This window comes from Frigoribacterium sp. UYMn621 (assembly GCF_040549525.1).
Lineage (GTDB): Bacteria > Actinomycetota > Actinomycetes > Actinomycetales > Microbacteriaceae > Lacisediminihabitans.
This window is the reverse complement of record NZ_JBEPTM010000002.1, coordinates 233,199-256,973: the sequence shown is the minus strand read 5'-3', so window position 1 is coordinate 256,973 and position 23,775 is coordinate 233,199. Positions and strand designations below refer to the sequence as shown.

The window sequence follows — 23,775 nt, the reverse complement described above, 5'->3', positions numbered from 1 at the left end:
CAGGGGGAAAAATGGCGAAAACAATTGTCGGACTCGACATCAGCGCAAATGGCATTCGGGCAGCAGAGCTCGGCGCGGCATCGAAGGCGCGGCCGGAACTTCTGCGCTACCACTCGCTTCCCCTGCCGCCCGGGGCGGTCAATCGCGGTGAGGTCGCCGAGCCGGCCACCGTCGCGACCGTGCTCAAGCAGCTGTGGTCTGCAGGCGGCTTCAGCACGAAGAATGTCGTGCTGGGAATCGGCAATTCGCGGGTACTCGCCCGCGACTTGACTGTGCCGAAAGCGCCCCTCAATCGCATCCGCGAATCCCTTCCGTTCCACGTGCAGGAGATGCTGCCCTTTCCGACGGAGGACGCTCTTCTCGACTTCTACCCGATCAGCGAGGGGGTGGATGCCAACGGGCCGGTCATCAACGGACTGCTGGTCGCCGCGCTCAAGGAGGCGGTGCTCGGCAACGTGAAGGCCGTGCAGCTCGCCGGACTCAACCCCGTCGCCGTCGACCTGATCCCCTTCGCCCTCAGCCGCATCCTCCTCCGCGGTTCGCAGCTCAGCGGCACCTCCGCGATGATCGACGTCGGCGCCACGACGACGACCGTCGTGGTCTCGTCCGATGGCGTTCCGCGTTTCGTCCGTATCATCCCCACCGGTGGCGACGACCTCACCCACGCTCTCTCCAGCCGGATGGGAGTGTCGATGGAGGTGGCGGAGCGCGCCAAACGGGCTCTCGGGCTGGCGACCGCACCCACGACCGCCGAAGAGAACGCCGCCGTGGGAATCATCTTCGAGACGACCGGTGAGCTCATCACGAGCCTCCGCAACACCCTCACCTACTTCGCCTCCACCGGGGCGAGCAACACGATCGAACGCGTGGTGCTCTCGGGCGGCGGCTCAGCACTCGGAGGCTTCGGTGCAGCGGTTTCGGAATACACCAGGCTGCCCGTCTCGGCGGGTGATCCCTTCGGCAACATCGCGATCGGACGCCAGGCAGACAAGGCGATGAAAGAGAGAGGCGTGGATTCGTCCATGACAGTAGCAATCGGTCTCGCGCTGGGGACAGCCGCATGAGCGCCATCACACTCGGTCGGCCTTCGGTCGACAGTTCACTGATTCTGGGGGGAACGCCGCGCGTTCGCCTGCTTCCGCGGGAGGTCGGGATCGGCCAGAAGACTCGTGCGTTGAGGCGTCGGTTGCTCGCAGGCCTGGTGATCGTGGTGATCTTGGCAATACTCGCCACGGTCGGGGCAACTTTCGCTCTGTTCACGGCTAATGCCCAACTCGCCAACGAGCAGTCGCGCAGCTCGTTGCTCGCGGCATCACGCGTCAAATACAGCGCCGTCACTACTCTCCAGAGTCAGGTGGACCAGATCGTCACCGCGCAGCCCTCGGCCGACGTCGGCGAGATCCTCTGGGCGCCCTATCTCCAAGGTATTCAGAGCACTCTTCCGGTCGGTACGACGATCACGGCGTTCACTGCGTCGACAGCCAGCACGGTGACGACGCCAACGACGGTCACCGATACTTTCACTCCATCACACGTGGCCGAAGTCAAGATCACCGCGGACAGTCCTCAGCAGCCGATTTCCGACTGGCTCGACAACCTTGCCAAGCTCAAGGGGGTCGTTGCCGCGACTCCCGGGAGTGTCACGCTGGACACCACGACGGGGCACTACACCGTCGAGGTCGACCTTCTCGTCAATTCCGAGGCGCTCTCCCAGCGCTTCGCTCCCGCGAAAGCAGCGAAGAAATGAATCGCGATCGAATTCTCACCCTGGCCATAGTCGGAGCCATCGCCCTCGTTGGCGTGCTCGGTTGGCTGGTCGGCGTCTCACCCATCCTCTCCCAGGTCGCCTCGGCCGATGATGATCGAGCGAGCATAAGCCTGGCGAACGATGCGAACGCCACCAGGTTGATCGCGCTGAAGAAGCAGTTTGAGAACATCTCAGACACGCAGTCGAAGCTCGACGGCCTCCGCGCCTCGATTCCGGCGACGGCAGATATGTCGGTGTTCCTACGCACCATCAAGGAGTACGGAGATGCCCAGGGCATCACACTGAAGAGTGTGGAGGTGAGCGGAGTCACTGCCTATGCGGCGCCCGTTGCAGCAGCTCCGGTGGCGCAGGCAGGAACTGCACCCGCGACTCCGTCCCCGTCCCCGTCGCCGTCCGCGACAGCCGGTGGGACGGCGGCACCGGCTCCGGTCCCCGCCGGACCAGCGAACGGGCTCTACGTGGTTCCGATCAAAGTCTCCGTCACCGGTACTTACGCTCAGGTGATGGCGTTCGCCGGGCAATTGCAGACCGGCCCGCGGCTGTTCCTCGTGACGAACCTGGCCCTGTCCAGCGTTGACGGTGAATTCACCGGCGACCTCACCGGGAATGTCTACGCACTTCCGGCTCCCGCGCCGGTCGCCGCTGCCGCTGCCGCGACGGCCACCACCCCGTAATGCCCTCGCCGCGCGAGCCGCACTCCCGGCAGTTCATCGTCATTGCTAGAGTGACGTGAACTGCCGGGATGTCCCGGCCAGCCTGTGAGGAGTGGCACCGATGAGCGACAACACGCCCGAGACCGCTGCGAACCAGCCGCCGAAACGCGTCGACGGACCAGACATCGACGGCGAGATCGTGCCTGCGGAGGAGTTGCCGGCGACTCCGGAGCAGGAGCCGGTGTACGACCTCGTCGAGGTTCCGCCGGCCGCACCGCCGGCCACCCTCACCACCTCTTCCTCGCCGTCCGATTCTGAGCCGGTCGTAGCGACCTCCGATCCGGCCGCGGTGGAGACCACCGTGACCGAGCGTGAGCCGGCATCCGTTCCGCTGGCCGCGACCTCTGCCGCTTCCATGCAGACGATCTATGTGCCTTCGCCGGTGCCGCCCCGCCGCAAGGGCAATCGCGGGTTCGGCGTGCTGATCGCCCTGCTGTCGAGCGTGCTTTTCGCCGCACTGTACGCGGTGGCCATCGCGGCGATTCACTCGGTGGAGATCGGCGAATTCCGCTTCGACTTCTTCGGCTCGCTGGCGTACTACACGCCGATCGCTTTCTTCTTCATCGGTTTCGTCATCGTCGTGCTGCTCGCCAATCGGGCATCCTGGTGGAGCTATGTTCTGGGGAGCCTCCTCGTCGGGCTCGTCGTCTACTTCGGATCCGTCGGCACCAGCCTCCTGGTCAACAACGTCTTCGCCCTCACCCCCAACAGCGCCGCCCGGCTCTTCTCGGTCGCTCTCACCAGCCCCTTCATCATCGCGGCGGCACTGCTCGCCCGCGAGGTATCCATGTGGATGGGCGCGCTCATCAGCGCTCGCGGGCGCAAGGTGAAGCTGCGCAACCTCGAGGCGCGCGACACCTTCGATCGGGAGTCCGCCGAGCGCACGGCGGAGTACGAGAAGTCGCGCTACGCGACGCCCGCCACAACGATCTAGCTCGACCGGGTGGATGCACGCACGCGCTACGCGAGCATGATCGCGGTGTTCGCCGTCGTGCTCTTCCTGGCGCTCGCGATCGCCGCCAGCGGCATCATCAGCCTGTATGCCGACCGGGAGGTGCTCACCGAGCGGGATGCCGGACCGCTCATCGCCCCGACGATGTTCGCCGTGGCCACCGCGGCGCTCTACGCCCTTCTCGTCAGCTTCGGTCGCCGCCGGGGATCCGTGCTGGCGGCCTCGGTCATCACCGCCGTCATCACCTACTTCTTCTTTCTGGTCAGCGGATCGACCCTCTACTCCCTCGGCAAGGGGCGCCCGCTGCTGTCTCTGCTCTTCTTCGGGGCGAATGCGGTCGGTCCCTTCGCGGTCGCCGTCGCCGTGATCGCCTTCGTCGTGGCTCTCTCCTTCTTCCTGTTGCTCTCCTACCGGGATAGCGGAGGAGCCGGGCAGGCTCCGAAGTGGTGGTGGGAGAACCGCGATGACCGTGACCGCAACGAGTGAGTTTGTCTCTCTCTTCTCCCTATACTTGCCTGAGCGCCCAGCAGGTCGCCTCGGGGGAGGAAGAACGTGCGTCTCAAGCTGACCCTTCGGCGGGCATCCGGCGTCACTGACGACATCGTCGTCACGGCGGATGCATCGGCGAGCATCTCCGATGTCGCAGCGACGATCGCCCGGCTGGACCCGCAGGCCGCGGCCGCGAAACCGGATCCGCAGCGTGTCCTCACCCTGCACGCCACCCTCCCCGGGCAGACCGAGGCGCTCCTCCTGCCCCCGGATGCTCCCCTCGGCGAGGCCTGGATCGGCAGCGGAGCCACCGTGAGCATCGCGGATGCCGGCACCTACTACCAGCCTCCAGCATCGGGCAAGGCTCCCACCATCGCGACTCTCACCGTGGTCTCCGGGCCGGATGCCGGTCGCGAATTCCCCCTCGTCGCCGGCACAACGGTGCTCGGCCGGGAGGATGCGTCGGACATCACGCTCCACGACCCGCTCGTCTCCAAGCGCCACGTGCGTTTCGAGGTCTCCTCGGTGGTCGAGGTCGTGGACCTCGGCTCGGCGAACGGGGTGGTCGTCGACGGTGGGATCGTCACCCGGCTGCGCATCGAGAAGGAGGAGACGCTGCTCATCGGCGACTCCGTGGTGCGGGTCACCGTCGCCGATTCCGCGGTGCTCACGGGGGTCGCGCCGACTGCGGGCCCGATCTTCTTCAACCGTTCCCCGAAGGTCGAGCGCCGCTACGCCGGCCAGGAGTTCGCCGCGCCGGAGGTTCCGGCAGAGAAACCGGATCAACCCTTCCCCCTCCTGGCGATGATCGCTCCCGTTCTCATGGGCGGCGCCATGTTCTACATCTCCAAGCAACCGTCATCCCTCCTCTTCATCGCGATGTCGCCGATCATGCTCATCGGCAATTTCATGACCGGCAAGACCCGCGAGAAGCGGCGCCTCAAGAAGGCCATCGGCAAGTTCGACGTGCACCTCGCGTCCCTCACCACCCAGCTCGAGGAGGAGCGGGTGAAGGAGCTCCAACTGCGCATCGACGAGTCGCCCTCCACGGAAGAGGCCTACGCCCAGGCCGTCCGTCGGGGTCCGCTACTGTGGACTCGGCGCCCGGAGCACTGGTCATTCCTCAACGTGCGCATCGGCATCGGCACGATGGCCTCGCGCAATGTCGTGTCGACCCAGCCCAAGGGCGAGATGCTGCCCGAGTTCCAGAGCCGCCTCGACACCGTGGTCGAGGAGAACCGGATGATCGCCGGTGTCCCGATCATCGACAACCTGTTCGACTCGGGCGCGCTCGGCATCGCCGGCCCCACCTCGGCCACCGTCGGGTCGGTCAACTCCGTGCTCGTCCAGATCACGGCGCTGCACTCCCCGGCGGAGCTCGTCGTGGCCGCCCTGGTGAGCCCGGCGTGGTCGCGCGAGCTCGAATGGCTCAAGTGGATGCCGCACACCTCGTCTCCGCACAGCCCGCTCGAGATCGGCCATCTGGCCGATAGCGCGGCGAGCGGGTCACAGCTGCTGTCCGCGATCGAGGGCCTGGTCGCCGACCGGCTGGCCGGCAAGGGCGCGCAGCGTCGCGGGGCCATGGAGCAGGAGGGGGCCGCGCTCGAGCGCGGTGCAGAGGTGGGGTCTGCCAGCACCACCGTGGGTACCCCCTCCCCGGTTCCGGCGATCGTGCTGCTCATCTCCGACGATGTCGCGGTCGACCGTGCGCGCCTCGTGCAGCTCGCCGAGCAGGCGGCGGATGCCGGCGTCTATCCGATCTGGGTCGCACCGAGTGTGCCGGCGCTGCCCGCTGTCTGTCGCACCTACCTGCACCTCGAGCCGGATTCCGTCCTCGGCACGGTCGGTCTGGTGCGTCTCGGAGAGACCATCACCGAGGTCGAGACCGAGCAGGTCGACTCCGCTCGCGCGCTCGACTTCGCGAAGCAACTCGCCCCGGTCATCGACGCGGGAGCCCTCGTCGCCGACTCGAGCGACATCCCGCGCTCGGTTTCGATGATCACGCTGCTCGGCCATGAACTGATCGAGACGAGCGACGCCGTCATCGACCGGTGGCGCCAGAACGCGTCGATGCACGACCGCACGCCCGGGGCGGTTCCGAAGCCCCGCCGGGCCGGCAAGCTCCGCGCGATCATCGGATCGGCCGGCGTGGATCCGCTGCACCTCGACCTGCGCACCCAGGGCCCACACGCCCTCGTCGGCGGCACGACCGGAGCAGGCAAGAGCGAGTTCCTCCAGGCCTGGGTCCTCGGCATGGCCGCCGAATACAGTCCCGACCGGGTGACCTTCCTCTTCGTGGACTACAAGGGTGGATCGGCCTTCGCGGACTGCGTGTCGCTCCCGCACACCGTCGGCCTCGTCACCGACCTCAGCCCGCACCTCGTGCGCCGCGCGCTCACCTCCCTTCGCGCCGAACTGCACTTCCGGGAGCACCTTCTCAACCGCAAGAAGGCCAAGGACCTGCTCGAGCTGGAGAAGCGTGGTGACCCGGACAGCCCGCCCGCCCTCGTGCTCGTGATCGACGAGTTCGCCGCCCTGGTCGGAGACGTGCCGGAGTTCGTGGACGGCGTCGTCGACATCGCCCAGCGCGGTCGCTCGCTCGGCATCCACCTGATCATGGCGACCCAGCGCCCGGCCGGGGTCATCAAAGACAACCTGCGCGCCAACACGAACCTGCGCATCGCCCTGCGCATGGCCGACGAGTCCGACAGCCAGGACGTGGTGGGCATCAAGGATGCGGCCCACTTCGACCCGGCCATCCCCGGTCGCGGTGTCGCCAAGACCGGACCGGGCCGCCTCGCGCTGTTCCAGTCCGGCTACGCCGGCGGATGGACGAGCCGCGAACCAGAGGACGCGGACATCGAGGTAGCCGAGCTTCGCTTCGGCGGCGAGAACCGCTGGGAGGACGTCACCGCGAGCACGGTCGACGAGGCCAGGGACCTTGGCCCCACCGACCAGCAGAAGCTCGTGGCATCCATCGTCAAAGCCAACGGCGACGCGCATATCCCGCCACCGAGGCGGCCCTGGCTCGACGAACTCGCGGGTCTCTACGACCTCGGGCGGCTTCCCCAGCGCACCGATTCCGAGCTGCTGCTCGGGGTCTCCGACATCGCCGAGCGCCAGCAGCAGCTGCCCACCTACTTCAGGCCGGATGTGGACGGGCACCTCTCGATCTTCGGCACCGGCGGATCCGGCAAGAGCGCCGTGCTGCGCACCCTCGCCGCGGCGGCGGCGATCACCCCGCGCGGCGGGCCGGTGAAGGTCTATGGCATCGACTTCGGCTCCGGCAGTCTTCGCATGCTCGAGACCCTTCCGCACGTCGGCGCGGTGATCGCCGGGGACGACTCCGAGCGCATCATCCGCCTGTTCCGGATGCTGCAGGCCGAGCTCGAGGACCGCGGTCCCCGTTTCGCCGCGGCGAACGCCTCGAGCATCGTGGAATACCGCCGGCTCGCGAACCGGCCGCAGGAGCCGCGCATCCTGCTGCTGATCGACGGTTTCCCCAACTTCCGCAACGACTTCGAGATCCCGGCCGGGCGATCGATCTGGTATGACGTGTTCAAGGACATCCTCAGCGACGGGCGCCAGCTCGGCATCCACGTCGCGCTCACCGCAGACCGGGCCGGTGCCGTTCCGGCATCGATCGGCTCGAGCATCCAGCGCAAGGTGGTTCTTCGGCTCGCGGACGACGGTTACGGCATGCTCGACGTGCCGAGCGACATCCTCGGGCCGAAGTCGCCGCCCGGCCGGGCGATCGTCGACGGCTTCGAGACGCAGATCGCCATCCTCGGGGGATCCTCGTCGGTGTCGGAACAGGCCACCGCCACCCGGGCGCTCGCCGAGGCCATGGTGCGGGCCGGCGTCGCCGCGGCCCCCGGCATCGGATCGCTGCCGAAGGAGTACCCGGATTCCGAACTGGCGCCGAGGGTCGCGGGCGAGCCGGTGCTCGGCATCAGCGACTTCGACCTCGGGCCGATCGGCTTCGACCCGGTGGGCACCTTCCTGCTCGCGGGCCCGCCGGCCAGCGGGCGGAGCAACACGCTTCACGCGCTCGCCCGGTCGGTGCAGCGCTTCGATCCGGATGCCCGGCTGTACTACCTCGGCAACTCACGCTCACCGCTCTCGCAGGCGCTGCCCTGGACGGATGCCGCAACCTCGGTCGAAGCGGTGGCCGCGCTTGCCAAGGACCTCGCCGCCGCCATAGCCGACACCGACACCGAGGGCCGAATCGTGGTGATCGTCGAGTCGATCGGCGATTTCCTGCAGACCCCGGCCGACTCCGCCATCGTCGAGCTCGCGCGGGCCGCAAAGCGAAGCGACCACCTGGTGATCGCCGAAGCGGAGATGTCGGCCTGGGGATCCTCCTGGCCGCTCCTCGGAGAGTTCAAGAACGGACGCCGCGGATTCCTGCTGCAGCCGGAGACGGTCGAGGGAGACATCATCCTCAAGACGCCGTTGCCGCGCATCAACAAGTCCGAGTTCCCTCCCGGCCGCGGGATGTACATCGCCAAGGGCAAGTCGGCTCGGGTGCAGGTGCCGCTGGTGGAGGGGTGAGAGTCATGGGGAGTGCTGCCCATGTCGCATCCGAGGGTTAGTCGATAGTTTTGGCAAGAGCTCGCCACTGCCAGAGGGGTATGCGGGCGCTCGGCAGTCCAGGGGAAAGAAGCGAACATGCCAGATCTGAAGCTCGATCTCGAGCTGCTCCAGCAGCTCAAAGACGATCTCGAGGCTATTGCGGCCGAGTTCAAGGACGCCGACGATTTCAGCAACGATGTTGCAGACTCGACCGGGCATGACCAGCTCGGCTCCCACGTCGAGGACTTCGCCCACAAATGGAATGACAAGCGCAAGAGTATGACCGAAGCGGTCGAAGACCTCCAGAAGTCCATCGCAGCGATTTCAGATGGTTTCACACAGGTGGATGCCGGTCTCGCGAAAGCGCTCGAGGATGCCGCTCCCGATAACGCGAAGATTCCCGCAACCCCCACCGATCCCGGCGGAAACTCCGGAAAGGGCACGGGCGCCGACAAATGAGCGACCACGAATACGCGCCGCTCGAGGGCAACGACACACTCCTGCGATCGAAGGCGCGACACTACGGTGAGATCGCCAATGCGATCGCCAGGTCGGTCAACACCCTGAAGAGCATCTCCAGCGTCGAGGGAATGACGAGCGCGGCGATAGATGCGATCCGGGAAAAGGCTGGCGACGTCGCGAGTGACATCGACAAGGCCAAAGAACGCTATGCGGTGACGTCGCAGGCTCTTGTCACCTATTCTTTCGAGCTGAAGAGCGCCCAGGATGCCGCACGCACGGCCATCGCGCACATCGCCGACAAGCAGTCCGCTGTGGAGACGGCGCAGCGAACCGCGACGCAGAGCCAGCACGCGGCAGACTCCGCCCAACCTGACGACACGGAGGCGAAGAAGGCAGCGACCGACGCCCACGACCACGCCCAAGCCGCCTCAGCAAGCCTCGGCGCAGCGCACGATGAGTGGCGGGCAGCGCTCAGCATCAAGAATTCCGCCGCCGACGCCGCGATCGCCGCGATCGTCGAGGTCGTCGACGGAAAGAAGAACAACGGGTTGAAGGACGGCTGGTGGGACGACTGGGGTGCAACCTTCTTCGACATCATCAAAGTGATCTGCGACTGGGCCGGCATCCTCTCGATCTTCCTTGCCTGGGTGCCGATCCTCGGGCAGATCTTGCTCGTACTGGCCGCCATCGGCGCTGTCATCACGCTGATCGAATCGATCGTCAAGGCAATCTCGGGTGATGGTTCGTGGTGGGATGTCGCCGGCGCGGCCGTGGGCGCCGTTCTCACACTGTTCGGCGGCAAGATCTTTGCCGCTGCTGCCAAGGAACTCAAGGCGATCACGGTGCTCAAGTCGGGCATCACCGAGACCCGCGCTCTTGCCACGCTGCAGGGCGTCGGCGCCCACAGCGAAGACTTCATGAGTGCGTCGAAAGCCGCCGACAACCTGGCGAAGCCGCTGAGTGATGTGTTCAAGTCGCCGTTCGTGCGCACCGCAACCCAGAAGGCGGCCTTCGACGCCTTCAAAGCCGGCGAGAAGAGTGCCGGGACTCTCATCCGCGAAGCTGCGCTCGAGGCATTCCCGAAGTTCGACATCGACTTCGCGAAAGGTCTCAACATCAACGCGGATCTGAAGAGCTTCTACAAGATGGCCGCAGAGAACCCCGGCCTCGTCGATCTGCCGATGCGTTTCCAGGCCGGAGCCTTGAGCCTTTACCAGGGAATCAAGGTCGGACAGGGGCTCGAGGCCATCTTCAAGCCGGACTTCAACGGCACGTCCTTCGTCTCTGGCGACTACGGGGATGTCGTCGGTGGGGTGACCGGTGTCGGCGACGTGTTCAAACACGGCTATCAGATCATCACGACGGGAACGACGAAAGACTGACGCAGAGCCTCCGGCTCGAACGGATCGAATCATCAAGGAGAGGATCGAATGCCCGACACGTCATTGCGCGACATCGTTGATTTCAGGGTGGGATTGTCTGAGGGGTGGTACCCGTTGCCCCTCTCATCAACGTCATCGGCAGAGTGGTCCATCGAACTCGCGGCCGAGCTTGTGATCGACCCGGAAGTTCGTGGCCGCCTCGCCGGTGAGCTCGACTTCGCTCGAACGCGACTCTCCTCGATGAACAACCCCCGCCTGACCGCCGCGATCTGGGTGCCGTATCCCGAGACCGGGCGAGCTTCTGCTGCGGTGGTCTTCGAGCTCACACCGGTTGCGGCGCTCGGCTCCCCGGAGGTTTTCGAAGAGTTTCTGCAGTCCTACACCGATAGGGAGGAGTCTGGCCTCAACTACTACTCAGTGCGCACATGGCGATCCACGATCGCTGTCGGGGAACTCGTCGGTTCTCACAACCTGATCGCGCACGCAACGGATGGACCGGAAGGCGCGGTGCTCGAAGAGCGCGCAGTGGTTGCGGTCTTCCCGCCCGGGGCAGCGCAGGCCGTGCAGTTCATCTTCTCGGCAGAAAGCCTTGGTGCCTTCGTCAACATGCCCCGCGAAACCCAGGAATTCGTCGAAACACTTGCCCTCACTCTCGGGGCCGCCGTATGAGCACGGATACGCCTGTCCGCTCGGTGACAGCACCGGATGCCGGGTATTCGATCGTATTTCCCGGCACCTGGTCGGTGATTCCGCTCGAGACGGACGAAATCATGAAGACCGTGATCGGCCGCATCGTCAAGAAGCAGGTAGGGGTTGCCGACCGTCTTGCCCGCACGCGAAGGATGATGATCGAGGAGTTGCTGACAACCGCGCAACGGGCACGGGATGCCGGCGCTCACAGCATGCACCTCTCGCTCGAAATCCTGCCCGGAGTGCCATTCCCCGCCGCTCTCATCGCTTCGGATTCGCCCTGGCCCAAAGAATCGATTCCTGCGGCGCCCGCCGCCTTCGCCGAATCGCTGGCCGCGACCTTTCCCGGCGTTTCGATTGTCGAGCACAGATTCGGGCCGATGTGCCGCACGGTCGAGGCCGGGCTCGGTCGGTTCGGTGACGCCGAGACTCCCTCACTCTCCGCTGAGTATCGACTGCCGTACCCGGACGGAGGGGGAGTGCTCACCCTTACGATCTCCGCCCCGATGGCACGGGATCCAGAACTCTACGCGACCCTCTTCGATGCAATGGTCGACTCGCTGACGTGGAAGGCTTGACTTCAGCGACGTTGAAGGGGGCACCATGCCGCAGGAACTGACGGATGAAGAACAGCAAGCGCGACGGGCGAAAGTAGCGGCGTCCAATCGCACCTTTGGCCGCGTGCTCTCGGTCGTCGGGGTCATTCTCGCGACGGTGACCCTGATGCTTCTGGTCGGAGGCGGCATTGTCATGTCTGCTCTCGATCGCGCCCAGACCGCCGGTGCGAATCGATCGGATCTCGAACCGATCGCCGGCATCGCAGGGACCGCGATGACCGCCGCCCCCGGCGTGATCCTGCTGTTCGCGATGTGCGCTGTGATTCCCGGTGAGCAACTGAGGCGCGGATGGATCGGGCCGAGTGCGAAGGCGCAGAAGGGCATGTTGCCTTCTGCCTCGATGGTCTCACAGTTTCGTATCCTCGGCTTTGGATGGCACATCGCCTGGGCCCTCGTGGGACTGGCCATCTCGGCCGTGTTGATCGGAATCCCGCTCTCCGGCTGGCTCAATGGGGGATGGCCGTCCACCCTCAGGTCCACCTATGACTTCACCGGGTTCTGGATCATCTACGGCGCACTCGCGTTTGCGATCACGGTGGCCTCGTTCGTCTCTCTCGCCAAGAAGGTGTGGTATCTCGCCGCGCTCCGGCGCGGAGCGGCCACCCCGGCTGGCGGCCCCGGCAAGGCCTTTTGGCGCTGGCTCGACTACCGGTGGCGCTTCGATCTCTGGGTTGGCGGAATCGGCGGCCTACTCATCGCTCTCTCAGTCACGTTCCTCTCCGGTGCCGTGGGACCGGCAGGCTCCGCGACCGAGCTCGCTATGGCGCTCCCCCCGTTCCTGCTGTTGGCGGGAGTAGGGGTAGTGCTCGTCGTGCTCGCCCTTGCCGCCGCCGCCCAGTTCTGGCGCGCAGGAGAATCACTCGGCACCGGAGAGTCCTTCGCCTAGCCGCGAGAGCAACTCGATCGGCGCTGAGCCGACCAGCGCCGCGACATCGGACGACACCCTCCGGGCGAATCCGGACAACCCGGGTCGGCACGCCGGCCCGGGTTGTCCGGCTTCGCCCCGGTGGTGGTTGGTCTCAGCATGGGTACTCCTGCCCATTCCGTCGTTTCGCACCCTGTAGTTAGGTTGTAACCAAGCTGGTTGGCCCCGAGGTCAGCCCCCGAAAACCAAGGAGTTCCACCTCATGGCGAATATGAATGTCACGTATAGCGAGATGACCGATGCGGCGAACCGTTTGACGACGGGTAAGGACGACATCACCTCGAAGCTCCACGAGCTGCAGTCTCTGGTCAATGGCCTGGTTCAGGGTGGTTTTGTGACGGATGCGGCTTCCGGTGCGTTCCACACCTCGTACGAGCAGTTCACGAAGGGCACGACGGAGGCTGTGAACGGTCTCGACGGAATGTCGCAGTTCCTCACGAAGGCGGCCTCGGCGTTGGAGAACGTGGACTCCGAGCTCGCCAAGGGCATCGGCGGCTGAGCTTCCGATCTTTCTACGGCGAAGAGCCGGCCCGGTCGGGTCGGCTGTTCGACCGTTAACCGGCACATCGCCGTCATGGGCACCGCTGCCCATTGGCGAGTTTCCATCAGAACGGTAGGTTTACCGGTAGTTGGTTGGCCAGGGGGTCGGCCCGTCACTAGTCGAAGGAGTTCCACCTCATGGCGAATATGAATGTCACGTACAGCGAGATGACCGATGCGGCGAACCGTTTGACGACGGGTAAGGATGACATCACCTCGAAGCTTCACGAGCTGCAGTCTCTGGTCAATGGCCTGGTTCAGGGTGGTTTTGTGACGGATGCGGCATCCGGGGCGTTCCACAGCTCGTACGAGCAGTTCACGAAGGGCACGACGGAGGCCGTGAACGGTCTCGATGGAATGTCCCAGTTCCTCACCAAGGCGGCGTCGGCTCTCGAGAACGTGGACTCCGAGCTCGCCAAGGGCATCGGCGGCTGAGCTCCCGATCTTTCCGTCACAACGCGGGTCGGACCTGGTGTCCGACTCGCGTTTGCGCGTTCCCGGACAGCGTGACGCGGGGGCGTCCGGGATCCGGTCGATCATTTGACCACCACCCCTCACGACGGCTAGTATCTACGAGGTGTGCGCTTTGTCGTGCGCTTGAACCGTGCCCGCTGTTTCGGGGCAAGGATCAGGCTCGACAACGGCCATACACGCTGGGTTTGTCGGTCTGTGAAAGACCAGCAGCCCCCACGGCATACCACTCAGGATCGAACACTCTCGTGAGATTCGCGTGTGGTGCAAAACGCTTCCGACGGACCTACAGAACGTCGGAACGGATGCTACGCAACATCTGTCACCGTGCAGTAAATACAAGGAGTATGTAGTGCCCACCATTCAGCAGTTGGTCCGTAAGGGCCGCAGCCCCAAGGTCGTCAAGACCAAGGCGCCCGCCCTCAAGGGCAACCCGCAGCAGCGCGGTGTGTGCACCCGCGTGTACACGACCACCCCGAAGAAGCCGAACTCGGCTCTCCGCAAGGTCGCGCGCGTCAAGCTCTCCAACGGCACCGAGGTGACCGCCTACATTCCCGGCGAAGGCCACAACCTGCAGGAGCACTCGATGGTGCTCATCCGCGGCGGTCGCGTCAAGGACCTCCCGGGTGTGCGTTACAAGATCGTGCGCGGCGCGCTCGACACCCAGGCCGTTAAGAACCGCAAGCAGGCCCGTAGCCTCTACGGCGCGAAGAAGGACAAGAAGTAATGCCTCGTAAAGGACCAGCACCGAAGCGTCCCGTAGTTGCGGACCCGGTCTACGGAGCCCCCATCGTCAGCCAGCTCGTCAACAAGATCCTTCTTGATGGCAAGAAGGGCCTCGCCGAGCGCATCGTCTACGACGCGCTCGTCGGAGTATCGACCAAGAACGGTGCGGATGCCGTCGTCACGCTGAAGAAGGCGCTCGACAACGTCCGTCCCACCATCGAGGTCAAGAGCCGCCGTGTCGGTGGATCCACCTACCAGGTGCCGGTCGAGGTCAAGCCTCACCGCGCCAACACCCTCGCACTGCGCTGGCTCACCACCTACGCCAAGGGTCGTCGCGAGAAGACCATGACCGAGCGTCTCACCAACGAGATCCTCGATGCTTCCAACGGCCTCGGTGCCGCCGTGAAGCGTCGCGAGGACACTCACAAGATGGCCGACGCCAACAAGGCCTTCGCGCACTACCGCTGGTAATAATTACTGCCGGTTGAGTAGCGAGCGCCAGCGAGCGTGTCGAAACCCTGGGTCTCGACACCTGCGCTGACGCCCTACTCGACCAGCATCCATTCCACTTTTTAACCGTAAGGACACTCCGTGGCACAAGACGTGCTCACCGACCTGCACAAGGTCCGAAACATCGGCATCATGGCTCACATCGATGCCGGCAAGACCACCACCACCGAGCGCATCCTGTATTACACGGGCATCACCCACAAAATCGGTGAGGTGCACGATGGTGCAGCCACGATGGACTGGATGGCGCAGGAGCAGGAGCGTGGCATCACCATCACGTCCGCTGCGACGACCTGTTTCTGGAACAAGCACCAGATCAACATCATCGACACCCCCGGCCACGTGGACTTCACCGTCGAGGTGGAGCGATCGCTCCGCGTTCTCGATGGTGCTGTCGCAGTGTTCGACGGCAAGGAGGGCGTCGAGCCCCAGTCCGAGACCGTCTGGCGCCAGGCCGACAAGTACGACGTTCCGCGCATCTGCTTCGTCAACAAGATGGACAAGCTCGGAGCCGACTTCTACTACACCGTCGACACCATCATCAAGCGCCTCGGTGCGAAGCCCCTCGTCATCCAGCTCCCGATCGGGTTCGAGAACACCTTCGAGGGTGTCGTCGACCTCGTCGAGATGCGCGCGCTGACCTGGCGCGGCGACTCCAAGGGTGACGTCGAGCTCGGTGCCAAGTACGACATCGAAGAGATCCCGGCCGACCTGGTCGAGAAGGCCAACGAGTACCGTGCGGCCCTCCTCGAGGTCGTCGCCGAGACCGATGACGCGCTCCTCGAGCGCTTCATGGAGGGCGACACCGACTTCTCGGTCGCCGAGATCAAGGCTGCGATTCGCAAGCTCACCATCTCGAGCCAGATCTACCCGGTGCTCTGCGGTTCCGCGTTCAAGAACCGTGGCGTCCAGCCCATGCTCGATGCGGTCGTCGACTACCTGCCGACCCCGCTCGACGTACCGGCCATCGAGGCCCACGACCCGCGCGACGAAGAGAAGGTCATTCTTCGCCACCCGGATTCGACGGAGCCCTTCGCAGCCCTCGCCTTCAAGGTCGCGGTTCACCCCTTCTTCGGTCGTCTCACCTACATCCGGGTCTACTCGGGCAAGGCGGACTCTGGTGCCCAGCTGGTCAACGCGACCAAGGGTAAGAAGGAGCGCATCGGCAAGATCTTCCAGATGCACGCCAACAAGGAGAACCCGGTCGACAGCGTGACCGCCGGTCACATCTACGCGGTCATCGGCCTCAAGGACACGACCACGGGTGACACCCTCACCGACCCGACGAACCAGGTCGTTCTCGAGTCGATGACGTTCCCGGAGCCGGTCATCGAGGTCGCCATCGAGCCAAAGACGAAGGCCGACCAGGAGAAGCTGGGTCTCGCGATCCAGAAGCTCGCTGAAGAGGACCCGACCTTCCGCACGGAGCAGAACATCGACACCGGCCAGACCGTGATCAAGGGAATGGGCGAGCTCCACCTCGACATCCTGGTCGACCGCATGAAGCGCGAATTCGGCGTGGAAGCGAACGTCGGCAAGCCGCAGGTCGCCTACCGCGAGACGATTCGTCGTGTCGTCGAGAAGCACGACTTCACCCACAAGAAGCAGACCGGTGGTTCTGGCCAGTTCGCCAAGATCCAGATCTCGCTCGAGCCGATGGAGGTGACCGCGGAGAAGAGCTACGAGTTCGTCAACAAGGTCACCGGTGGTCGGATCCCGCGCGAGTACATCCCGTCGGTCGATCACGGCATCCAGGACGCGCTGCAGGTCGGCGTGCTCGCGGGTTACCCGATGGTCGGCGTGATGGCGATCCTGCTCGACGGTGCATCCCACGATGTCGACTCCTCGGAGATGGCATTCAAGATCGCCGGCTCGATGGCATTCAAGGAAGCGGCCCGCAAGGCCGATCCCGTGCTGCTCGAGCCGCTCATGGCCGTCGAGGTGCGCACCCCGGAGGAGTACATGGGTGACGTGATCGGCGACCTCAACTCGCGCCGTGGACAGATCCAGTCGATGGAGGATGCCACGGGCGTGAAGGTCATCGCCGCGAAGGTTCCCCTGTCGGAGATGTTCGGATACGTCGGAGACCTCCGGTCGAAGACGTCCGGCCGCGCGGTGTACTCGATGTCGTTCGACAGCTACTCTGAGGTGCCGCGCGCGGTGGCCGACGAGATCATCCAGAAGAACAAGGGCGAATAGCTTCCGCTATCCACCCAAGTAAAATATCTACATCCAAACCCCGTAGCGCACGCGGTTCGAAACAATTCGAACCGTGGGCGTCTACACCTAAGTCCTGAGGAGGACCAATTGGCGAAGGCAAAGTTCGAGCGGACTAAGCCACACGTCAACGTCGGTACCATCGGTCACGTCGACCACGGTAAGACCACGTTGACGGCTGCAATTACCAAGGTGCTGCACGACAAGTACCCGACGTTGAACGCTTCTTACGCGTTTGACCAGATCGACAACTCCCCTGAGGAGAAGCAGCGTGGAATCACGATCAACATCTCCCACGTGGAGTACCAGACCGAGAAGCGCCACTACGCACACGTAGACGCCCCCGGCCACGCCGACTACATCAAGAACATGATCACCGGTGCTGCCCAGATGGATGGCGCGATCCTGGTCGTCGCCGCCACTGACGGCCCGATGCCCCAGACGCGTGAGCACGTGCTGCTCGCTCGCCAGGTCGGCGTGCCGTACATCGTCGTCGCACTGAACAAGTCCGACGTCGTCGACGACGAGGAGATCCTCGAGCTCGTCGAGATCGAGGTTCGCGAGCTGCTCTCGAGCCAGGAGTTCGACGGGGACAACGCTCCCGTCGTGCGCGTCTCGGCACTCAAGGCCCTCGAGGGCGACGAGAAGTGGGCAGCGACCGTTGCCGACCTCATGGACAAGGTGGACGAGTTCGTTCCCGAGCCCGTTCGCGAGACCGAGAAGCCCTTCCTCATGCCCGTCGAGGACGTCTTCACGATCACCGGTCGTGGAACCGTCATCACCGGCCGTGTCGAGCGTGGAATCCTCCACCCGAACGACGAGGTCGAGATCGTCGGCATCAAGGAGAAGTCCTCCAAGACCACCGTCACCGCCATCGAGATGTTCCGCAAGACCCTCGAAGACGCGCGCGCCGGTGAGAACGTCGGACTCCTGCTCCGTGGAACCAAGCGTGAAGACGTCGAGCGCGGCCAGGTTGTCGTCAAGCCCGGTTCGGTCACGCCTCACACCGAGTTCGAGGCGAACGCCTACATCCTTTCCAAGGATGAGGGTGGCCGTCACAACCCGTTCTACGCGAACTACCGCCCGCAGTTCTACTTCCGCACCACGGACGTCACCGGCGTCATTTCGCTGCCCGAGGGCACCGAGATGGTCATGCCCGGCGACACCACCGAGATGACGGTCAACCTGATTCAGCCGATCGCCATGGAGGAAGGCCTCCGCTTCGCTATCCGCGAAGGTGGACGCACCGTGGGCGCCGGAACCGTAATCAAGATCCTCAAGTAGTACCTGTTCGGCGCTGATCAAGCGCACACGAAGGGCCGCACCCGAGAGGGTGTGGCCCTTCGTCGTTTTCGCGGCCGCGCGCCGCGCCGCGTCCTCCGTGCAGTCCGATCGCTTCGAGCCGGCACTAACTGTCATTCCCGGCCCCGCTTGGGACGGAATGTGACGTCTCGATCACGAAAACCTGGGCGGGGCGGGCCGGTGCGAGCGGGGAGCGCCCACGCACGGAATACCCCTCCGCGCAACCCGCTTGCCGCCCGGCATCCGCTGCCTAGGGTGGAATCATGACCCGTCTCCGCCGCAGCGACGCATCGGGCGCCGGGCTGCGCCGGGTGCGCGCCGGCCGGGGTTTCTCCTACAAGGATGCCGCGGGGCATCCGGTCGCCGACCGGGAGCTGCGCGCCCGCATCGAGCACCTCGCGATCCCGCCGGCCTGGACCGACGTGTGGATCGCCCCTCACGCGAACGGCCACATCCAGGCCACCGGGGTGGATGCCGCGGGCCGCCGCCAGTACATCTACCACCCCACCTGGCGGGAGCAGAAGGACCGCATCAAGTTCGACCGCGCTCTCAGCCTCGCCGAGTCGTTGCCGACGGCCCGTCGCCGCGTGACGATGGACCTGCGCCAGGATGACCCGAGTCGCGAACGAGCGCTTGCCGCGGCATTCCGGATGCTCGACACCGGCTCGCTGCGGGTGGGGTCCGAGCAGTACGCGGAGTCCAACGGCAGCCACGGTCTCGCCACGCTGTTGTGTTCTCACGCCAGCGTGCGGAGTGACACGGTCTCCCTCGACTTTCCGGCCAAGAGCGGTCAGGAGTGGCAGTCCGACATCACGGATGCCGACCTCGCCGTGGTCATCCGTTCGCTTAAACGACGTGGATCCCGCGCGCGCCTGCTGGCGTGGAAGGACGGGGCAGACTGGCATCCGATCGCCTCCTCCGACATCAATGCGTATGTGCGAGAGCGCACCGGCGGTGACTTCACGGCCAAGGACTTCCGCACTCTGCACGGCACCGTCGCGGCGGCGGTGAGCCTCGCACGGCACGGCACGGAGGCTCGAAAGACGGCGCGCGACCGCGCGATCTCACAGGCGATGCGCGACGCGGCTGAAGTGCTCGGCAACACTCCTTCGATCGCGCGTAAGAGCTATGTGGATCCGCGCCTCATCGACCGCTATTCGAGCGGCTCGACTATCGATCCGGCCAGGCTCGGATCCGCGGAGGCCGAACTGCGCTCGCTGCTGTTCGACTGATCCTTTAGGGCTCAAGGGGAGTAGGGCACGCCGGTGTCGCCGACCGGACCGGGCGGCACGGGATCAGAGGAGATACGCCGGGGACTCGAGGGCGCCAACAAGATCACCGGCGGGAAGTTCGAAGAGCAGATCGATAGCGCCCGCGATAGCGCAGACACAGCAGTCGGCACCGAATAGACGGCAATAGGGGGGCGCCCGATTCCACTACCGTTAGGGGAATGGCACGCCCCCCACTTCTCCCCGTCGGCCATCACTTCGTCACCGGCCTGCTGCTGCTGACCGCATCCACCGGGTGCATCGATGCGGTGAGCTACCTCGCCCTCGACAAGGTGTTCACCGGCAACATGACCGGTAACGTGCTCTTCATCGGCTTCAGCCTCGTCGGAGCGGGCAAATCGCTGCTGCTCAACAACATCATCGCGCTCCTCGGCTTCGTGCTCGGATCGATTCTGGGTGGACGGATCGTCGGCCAATCTGCACCAAAGGGACTCCCGCGCTCGAGCCGAGGGGTGTTGATCGGGGGAGCGGCGCTGATGATCGCCCTCGCGATCTATTGGCTGCTGGTCCATGACCTCAGCCACCCGGCGCTCCTCGTGGTGACCGCCCTTCTCGCCGTGGTCATGGGTGCCCAGGTCTCCGCCGTCAAGCCGATCGGCAACTCGGATGTCACCACGATCGTCGTCACGAATACCCTCGCCAACCTCGCTCGGGACAGCAGATTGGCCGGCGGATCCAGCAAGAACTGGTTCCCGCGCCTCGCCGCGGTGGTCGCCATGGGAGCGGGCGCGGCCATCGGCGCCGTGTGCGTGCAGTTGGCCGGCGGTGCCCTCGCGTTGCTCGCCGGCACGATCATCTTCACCGCCGGAACGATCACTCTCGTCACGGCGGATCGCCGCTCCCTCTGAGTCGGTAATTCCGGGGCGGGGGCGACACGCCGCAGCATGACACGCCCGGGTTGCAGACACTGGCAAATCTGTGGCAGACTCTCCTAGTTCAACAAAACCGGCTTTGCGCCGGGATCACTGCCAGGCAGTGCACAGATGCGAGACCGGATCGTCATGATCCAGCGTCATCATCTGGGCCGCGGGTAGCAGAACACGACTTAATCGAATCCCCTGGATGTGGTCACAACCATGTTCGGTGCGCGGGCAACACGCCCGGGCGCGGGGGTCGACGCAGTCCAAGCTACAACCGGACTCAAGTATTCATTGACACAAAAACAGTGGTGCGACAGCACCGGGCCTCCCAAGGGCGCGGACTGAGCAAACCGAGCATCCAATAGCCGAGCGCGTGTCGCGAAGCCAAGATGCATTAAAGAGAGTGAGTCACACATGGCGGGACAAAAGATCCGCATCCGACTTAAGTCGTATGACCACGAGGTCATCGACAGCTCGGCGCGCAAGATCGTCGACACGGTCACCCGTGCCGGTGCTACTGTCGTCGGCCCGGTGCCCCTTCCTACCGAGAAGAACGTGATCGTCGTGATCCGTTCCCCTCATAAGTACAAGGACAGCCGCGAGCACTTCGAGAAGCGCACCCACAAGCGCCTCATCGACATCATCGACCCGACGCCGAAGGCCGTCGACTCGCTCATGCGACTCGACCTCCCCGCCGACGTCAACATCGAGATCAAGCTGTAGGACGAATCATGGCTACTACTAAGACAAGCAAGGGACTGCTGGGCAAGAAGCTCGGCATGACCCAGGTCTGGGATGCGAACAACAAGCTCATCCCCGTCACCGTCGTGGAGATCACTCCCAACGTCGTGACCCAGCTGCGCTCAGAGGAGGTCGACGGCTACCTCGCCGTGCAGATCGCCTACGGCCAGATCGACCCCCGCAAGGTGAACAAGCCGGCGTCCGGTCACTTCGACAAGGCGGGCGTCACGCCTCGCCGTCACCTCACCGAGGTTCGCACCGCGGATGCCGCCGAGTACACGCTCGGCCAGGAGATCGCGGTCGACATCTTCGAGGCCGGCCAGAAGGTCGACGTCGTCGGCACCTCCAAGGGCAAGGGCTTCGCCGGAGTCATGAAGCGTCACAACTTCAAGGGCGTCTCGTCCTCTCACGGTTCTCACCGCAACCACCGCAAGCCCGGCTCGATCGGTGCATCCTCCACGCCTTCTCGCGTGTTCAAGGGAATGCGCATGGCCGGCCGCATGGGTGGTGACCGCGTCACCGCGATGAACCTCATCGTGCACTCGGTCGACCTCGAGAAGAACCTGATCCTGGTCAAGGGTGCCGTTCCCGGCGCCAAGGGCCGCATCGTCTTCGTCCGCAACGCAGTGAAGGGAGCGTAAGGCCATGGCCGACAACACGCTCGACGTCATCGACTCCAAGGGAAAGAAGGTCGGCTCCGTCGACCTCCCCGCCGAGACCTTCGACGTGCAGACCAACGTCCCGCTCATCCACCAGGTCGTCGTCGCCCAGCGCGCCGCGGCCCGTCAGGGCACGCACAACACGCTCCGTCGTGGTGAGGTGTCCGGTGCCGGTCGCAAGCCGTTCAAGCAGAAGGGAACCGGTCGTGCCCGCCAGGGATCGATCCGTGCTCCCCAGATGACCGGCGGTGGAATCGTCCACGGACCCCACCCTCGCGACTACGCGCAGCGCACCCCCAAGAAGATGATCGCGGCAGCACTGCGCGGCGCCCTCTCGGACCGTGCCCGCGGCGGACGCATCCACGTCGTCGACTCGCTCTCCGTCGGAGACGTGCCATCGACCAAGACCATCGTCGCGCTGCTGGCGAGCATCGCCACCTCGAGCCACGTGCTCATCGTCATCGAGCGCGACGACCTGATCAGCCAGAAGAGCGTCCGAAACATCCCCGGCGTGCACGTGCTCACCTGGGACCAGCTCAACGCCTACGACGTCGTCGTGAGCGACGACATCGTGTTCACCAAGAGCGCCTTCGACGGTTTCGTCGCCGGACCGGTCAAGACCGCCAAGGTCGAGACCACCGAAGACGACGCACCGGTCAGCAAGAAGCGCGTCAGCCCTGAGCGTGCAGCGGCACGGAGAGAGAAGGCATCCGCATGAGCATCGCGACCCAGAAGGACCCCCGCGACGTCATCCTGTCGCCGGTCGTCTCGGAGAAGAGCTACAGCCTGATCGACCAGGGCAAGTACACCTTCATCGTCGACCCGCGGTCGAACAAGACCGAGATCAAGCTGGCGATCGAGAAGATCTTCAGCGTCGAGGTTGCGTCGATCAACACCCTGAACAAAAAGGGCAAGACCCGCCGTACCAAGTTCGGTCTCGGCAAGCGCAAGGACACCAAGCGCGCGATCGTGACCCTCAAGTCCGGTTCCATCGACATCTTCACGGCTGTCGGCTAGGGACTGAGGAGAGAAAACAATGGCTATTCGTAAGTACAAGCCCACAACTCCCGGTCGTCGCGGTTCCTCGGTTGCAGACTTTGCCGAGATCACGCGTTCGACCCCGGAGAAGTCGCTTCTTCGCCCGCTGCCCAAGACCGGTGGCCGTAACAACGCCGGTCGCATCACGACCCGTCACATCGGTGGTGGCCACAAGCGCCAGTACCGCGTGATCGACTTCAAGCGCAACGACAAGGACGGCGTCAACGCCCGTGTCGCCGAGATCGAGTACGACCCGAACCGCACGGCGCGCATTGCGCTGCTTCATTTCGTGGATGGCTCGAAGCGCTACATCATCGCTCCGAACAAGCTCAACCAGGGCGACATCATCGAGTCGGGCGCCGGCGCAGACATCAAGCCGGGTAACAACCTGCCGCTGCGCAACATCCCGGTCGGTACCGTCATCCACGCGATCGAGCTGAAGCCGGGCGGGGGAGCCAAGATGGCTCGCTCTGCCGGAGCATCGGTTCGTCTCGTCGCCAAGGACGGCCCGTACGCGCAGCTCCGCCTGCCGTCCGGTGAGATCCGCAACGTCGACGCGCGCTGCCGCGCCACGATCGGCGAGGTCGGCAACGCCGAGCAGTCGAACATCAACTGGGGAAAGGCCGGCCGTATGCGCTGGAAGGGCGTTCGCCCGACCGTGCGTGGAGTCGCCATGAACCCGGTCGACCACCCACATGGTGGTGGAGAGGGCAAGACCTCCGGTGGACGCCACCCGGTCAGCCCGTGGGGCCAGAAAGAGGGCCGCACCCGCCACATCAACAAAGAGAGCGACAAGCTCATCGTTCGCCGCCGCAATGTCGGCAAGAAGCGCAAGTAGGAGTTGTAAAG

The 23,775-nt window shown here is 64.9% G+C and carries 24 protein-coding genes; all 24 read left to right on the top strand.

The features are described from left to right. Positions 1–11 precede the first annotated feature (11 nt). A complete protein-coding gene (gene pilM, locus ABIB54_RS05295; RefSeq protein ID WP_354574463.1) occupies positions 12–1,064 on the top strand; it encodes a type IV pilus assembly protein PilM in 1,053 nt (350 codons plus the stop codon). Then, on the top strand, positions 1,061–1,747 hold the full coding sequence (locus ABIB54_RS05290; protein ID WP_354574462.1) for a hypothetical protein: 687 nt from the start codon (positions 1,061–1,063) through the stop codon (positions 1,745–1,747). Before pilM ends, ABIB54_RS05290 begins: the two co-directional genes overlap by 4 nt. Continuing rightward, positions 1,744–2,442, top strand: a complete 699-nt coding sequence (locus ABIB54_RS05285) for a type 4a pilus biogenesis protein PilO (RefSeq protein WP_354574461.1) — start codon at positions 1,744–1,746, stop codon at positions 2,440–2,442. The genes ABIB54_RS05290 and ABIB54_RS05285 overlap by 4 nt, the downstream gene beginning before the upstream one ends. 100 nt (positions 2,443–2,542) lie before the next feature. After that, on the top strand, positions 2,543–3,415 hold the full coding sequence (locus tag ABIB54_RS05280; RefSeq protein WP_354574460.1) for an ECF transporter S component family protein: 873 nt from the start codon (positions 2,543–2,545) through the stop codon (positions 3,413–3,415). Positions 3,416–3,424: 9 nt separating this feature from the next. Then, positions 3,425–3,919, top strand: coding sequence for a DUF6121 family protein (locus ABIB54_RS05275; RefSeq protein WP_354574459.1), 495 nt, complete (start codon positions 3,425–3,427; stop codon positions 3,917–3,919). Between the two features lie 66 nt (positions 3,920–3,985). Further along, the gene (locus ABIB54_RS05270; protein ID WP_354574458.1) at positions 3,986–8,476 is read left to right on the top strand and encodes a type VII secretion EssC family protein; all 4,491 of its coding nucleotides are present in this window, start codon (positions 3,986–3,988) and stop codon (positions 8,474–8,476) included. Between the two features lie 117 nt (positions 8,477–8,593). Then, positions 8,594–8,956: a hypothetical protein gene (locus tag ABIB54_RS05265; protein WP_354574457.1), complete on the top strand. Its 363-nt coding sequence runs from the start codon at positions 8,594–8,596 to the stop codon at positions 8,954–8,956. Then, a complete protein-coding gene (locus ABIB54_RS05260; RefSeq protein ID WP_354574456.1) occupies positions 8,953–10,341 on the top strand; it encodes a hypothetical protein in 1,389 nt (462 codons plus the stop codon). The genes ABIB54_RS05265 and ABIB54_RS05260 overlap by 4 nt, the downstream gene beginning before the upstream one ends. A gap of 48 nt (positions 10,342–10,389) precedes the next feature. Continuing rightward, on the top strand, positions 10,390–11,010 hold the full coding sequence (locus ABIB54_RS05255; RefSeq protein WP_354574455.1) for a hypothetical protein: 621 nt from the start codon (positions 10,390–10,392) through the stop codon (positions 11,008–11,010). Further along, a complete protein-coding gene (locus ABIB54_RS05250; RefSeq protein ID WP_354574454.1) occupies positions 11,007–11,609 on the top strand; it encodes a hypothetical protein in 603 nt (200 codons plus the stop codon). Before ABIB54_RS05255 ends, ABIB54_RS05250 begins: the two co-directional genes overlap by 4 nt. Positions 11,610–11,634: 25 nt before the next feature. Next, on the top strand, positions 11,635–12,534 hold the full coding sequence (locus ABIB54_RS05245; protein ID WP_354574453.1) for a hypothetical protein: 900 nt from the start codon (positions 11,635–11,637) through the stop codon (positions 12,532–12,534). Positions 12,535–12,775: 241 nt separating this feature from the next. Continuing rightward, positions 12,776–13,072 (top strand): WXG100 family type VII secretion target, encoded by a 297-nt coding sequence (locus tag ABIB54_RS05240; protein WP_185201729.1) that lies wholly within the window; start codon positions 12,776–12,778, stop codon positions 13,070–13,072. A gap of 179 nt (positions 13,073–13,251) precedes the next feature. Next, positions 13,252–13,548 carry a WXG100 family type VII secretion target gene (locus ABIB54_RS05235; protein WP_354574452.1) on the top strand — a complete coding sequence of 99 codons (297 nt, stop codon included), beginning with the start codon at positions 13,252–13,254 and terminating at the stop codon, positions 13,546–13,548. A 388-nt stretch (positions 13,549–13,936) separates the two neighbouring features. Further along, positions 13,937–14,311 (top strand): 30S ribosomal protein S12, encoded by a 375-nt coding sequence (gene rpsL, locus ABIB54_RS05230; RefSeq protein ID WP_130981949.1) that lies wholly within the window; start codon positions 13,937–13,939, stop codon positions 14,309–14,311. Next, complete coding sequence (gene rpsG, locus ABIB54_RS05225; protein ID WP_185201722.1) at positions 14,311–14,781, top strand: 30S ribosomal protein S7; 471 nt, start codon at positions 14,311–14,313, stop codon at positions 14,779–14,781. Before rpsL ends, rpsG begins: the two co-directional genes overlap by 1 nt. A gap of 120 nt (positions 14,782–14,901) precedes the next feature. After that, positions 14,902–17,019, top strand: a complete 2,118-nt coding sequence (gene fusA, locus ABIB54_RS05220; protein ID WP_354574451.1) for an elongation factor G — start codon at positions 14,902–14,904, stop codon at positions 17,017–17,019. A 108-nt stretch (positions 17,020–17,127) separates the two neighbouring features. After that, on the top strand, positions 17,128–18,321 hold the full coding sequence (gene tuf, locus ABIB54_RS05215; RefSeq protein ID WP_185201720.1) for an elongation factor Tu: 1,194 nt from the start codon (positions 17,128–17,130) through the stop codon (positions 18,319–18,321). 281 nt (positions 18,322–18,602) lie between these two features. Then, positions 18,603–19,571, top strand: coding sequence for a DNA topoisomerase IB (locus ABIB54_RS05210; protein WP_354574450.1), 969 nt, complete (start codon positions 18,603–18,605; stop codon positions 19,569–19,571). Between the two features lie 218 nt (positions 19,572–19,789). After that, on the top strand, positions 19,790–20,476 hold the full coding sequence (locus ABIB54_RS05205) for a YoaK family protein (protein WP_354574449.1): 687 nt from the start codon (positions 19,790–19,792) through the stop codon (positions 20,474–20,476). A gap of 426 nt (positions 20,477–20,902) precedes the next feature. Then, a complete protein-coding gene (gene rpsJ, locus ABIB54_RS05200; protein WP_147783478.1) occupies positions 20,903–21,211 on the top strand; it encodes a 30S ribosomal protein S10 in 309 nt (102 codons plus the stop codon). Positions 21,212–21,219: 8 nt separating this feature from the next. After that, entirely contained in the window at positions 21,220–21,870 is a 651-nt protein-coding gene (rplC, locus tag ABIB54_RS05195) for a 50S ribosomal protein L3 (RefSeq protein ID WP_185201716.1), read from the top strand. Between the two features lie 4 nt (positions 21,871–21,874). Then, positions 21,875–22,606, top strand: a complete 732-nt coding sequence (rplD, locus tag ABIB54_RS05190) for a 50S ribosomal protein L4 (RefSeq protein WP_354574448.1) — start codon at positions 21,875–21,877, stop codon at positions 22,604–22,606. Then, a complete protein-coding gene (gene rplW, locus ABIB54_RS05185; protein WP_185201714.1) occupies positions 22,603–22,905 on the top strand; it encodes a 50S ribosomal protein L23 in 303 nt (100 codons plus the stop codon). The genes rplD and rplW overlap by 4 nt, the downstream gene beginning before the upstream one ends. 19 nt (positions 22,906–22,924) lie before the next feature. Next, positions 22,925–23,764: a 50S ribosomal protein L2 gene (rplB, locus tag ABIB54_RS05180; RefSeq protein WP_185201713.1), complete on the top strand. Its 840-nt coding sequence runs from the start codon at positions 22,925–22,927 to the stop codon at positions 23,762–23,764. The last annotated feature ends 11 nt before the right edge of the window (positions 23,765–23,775 follow it).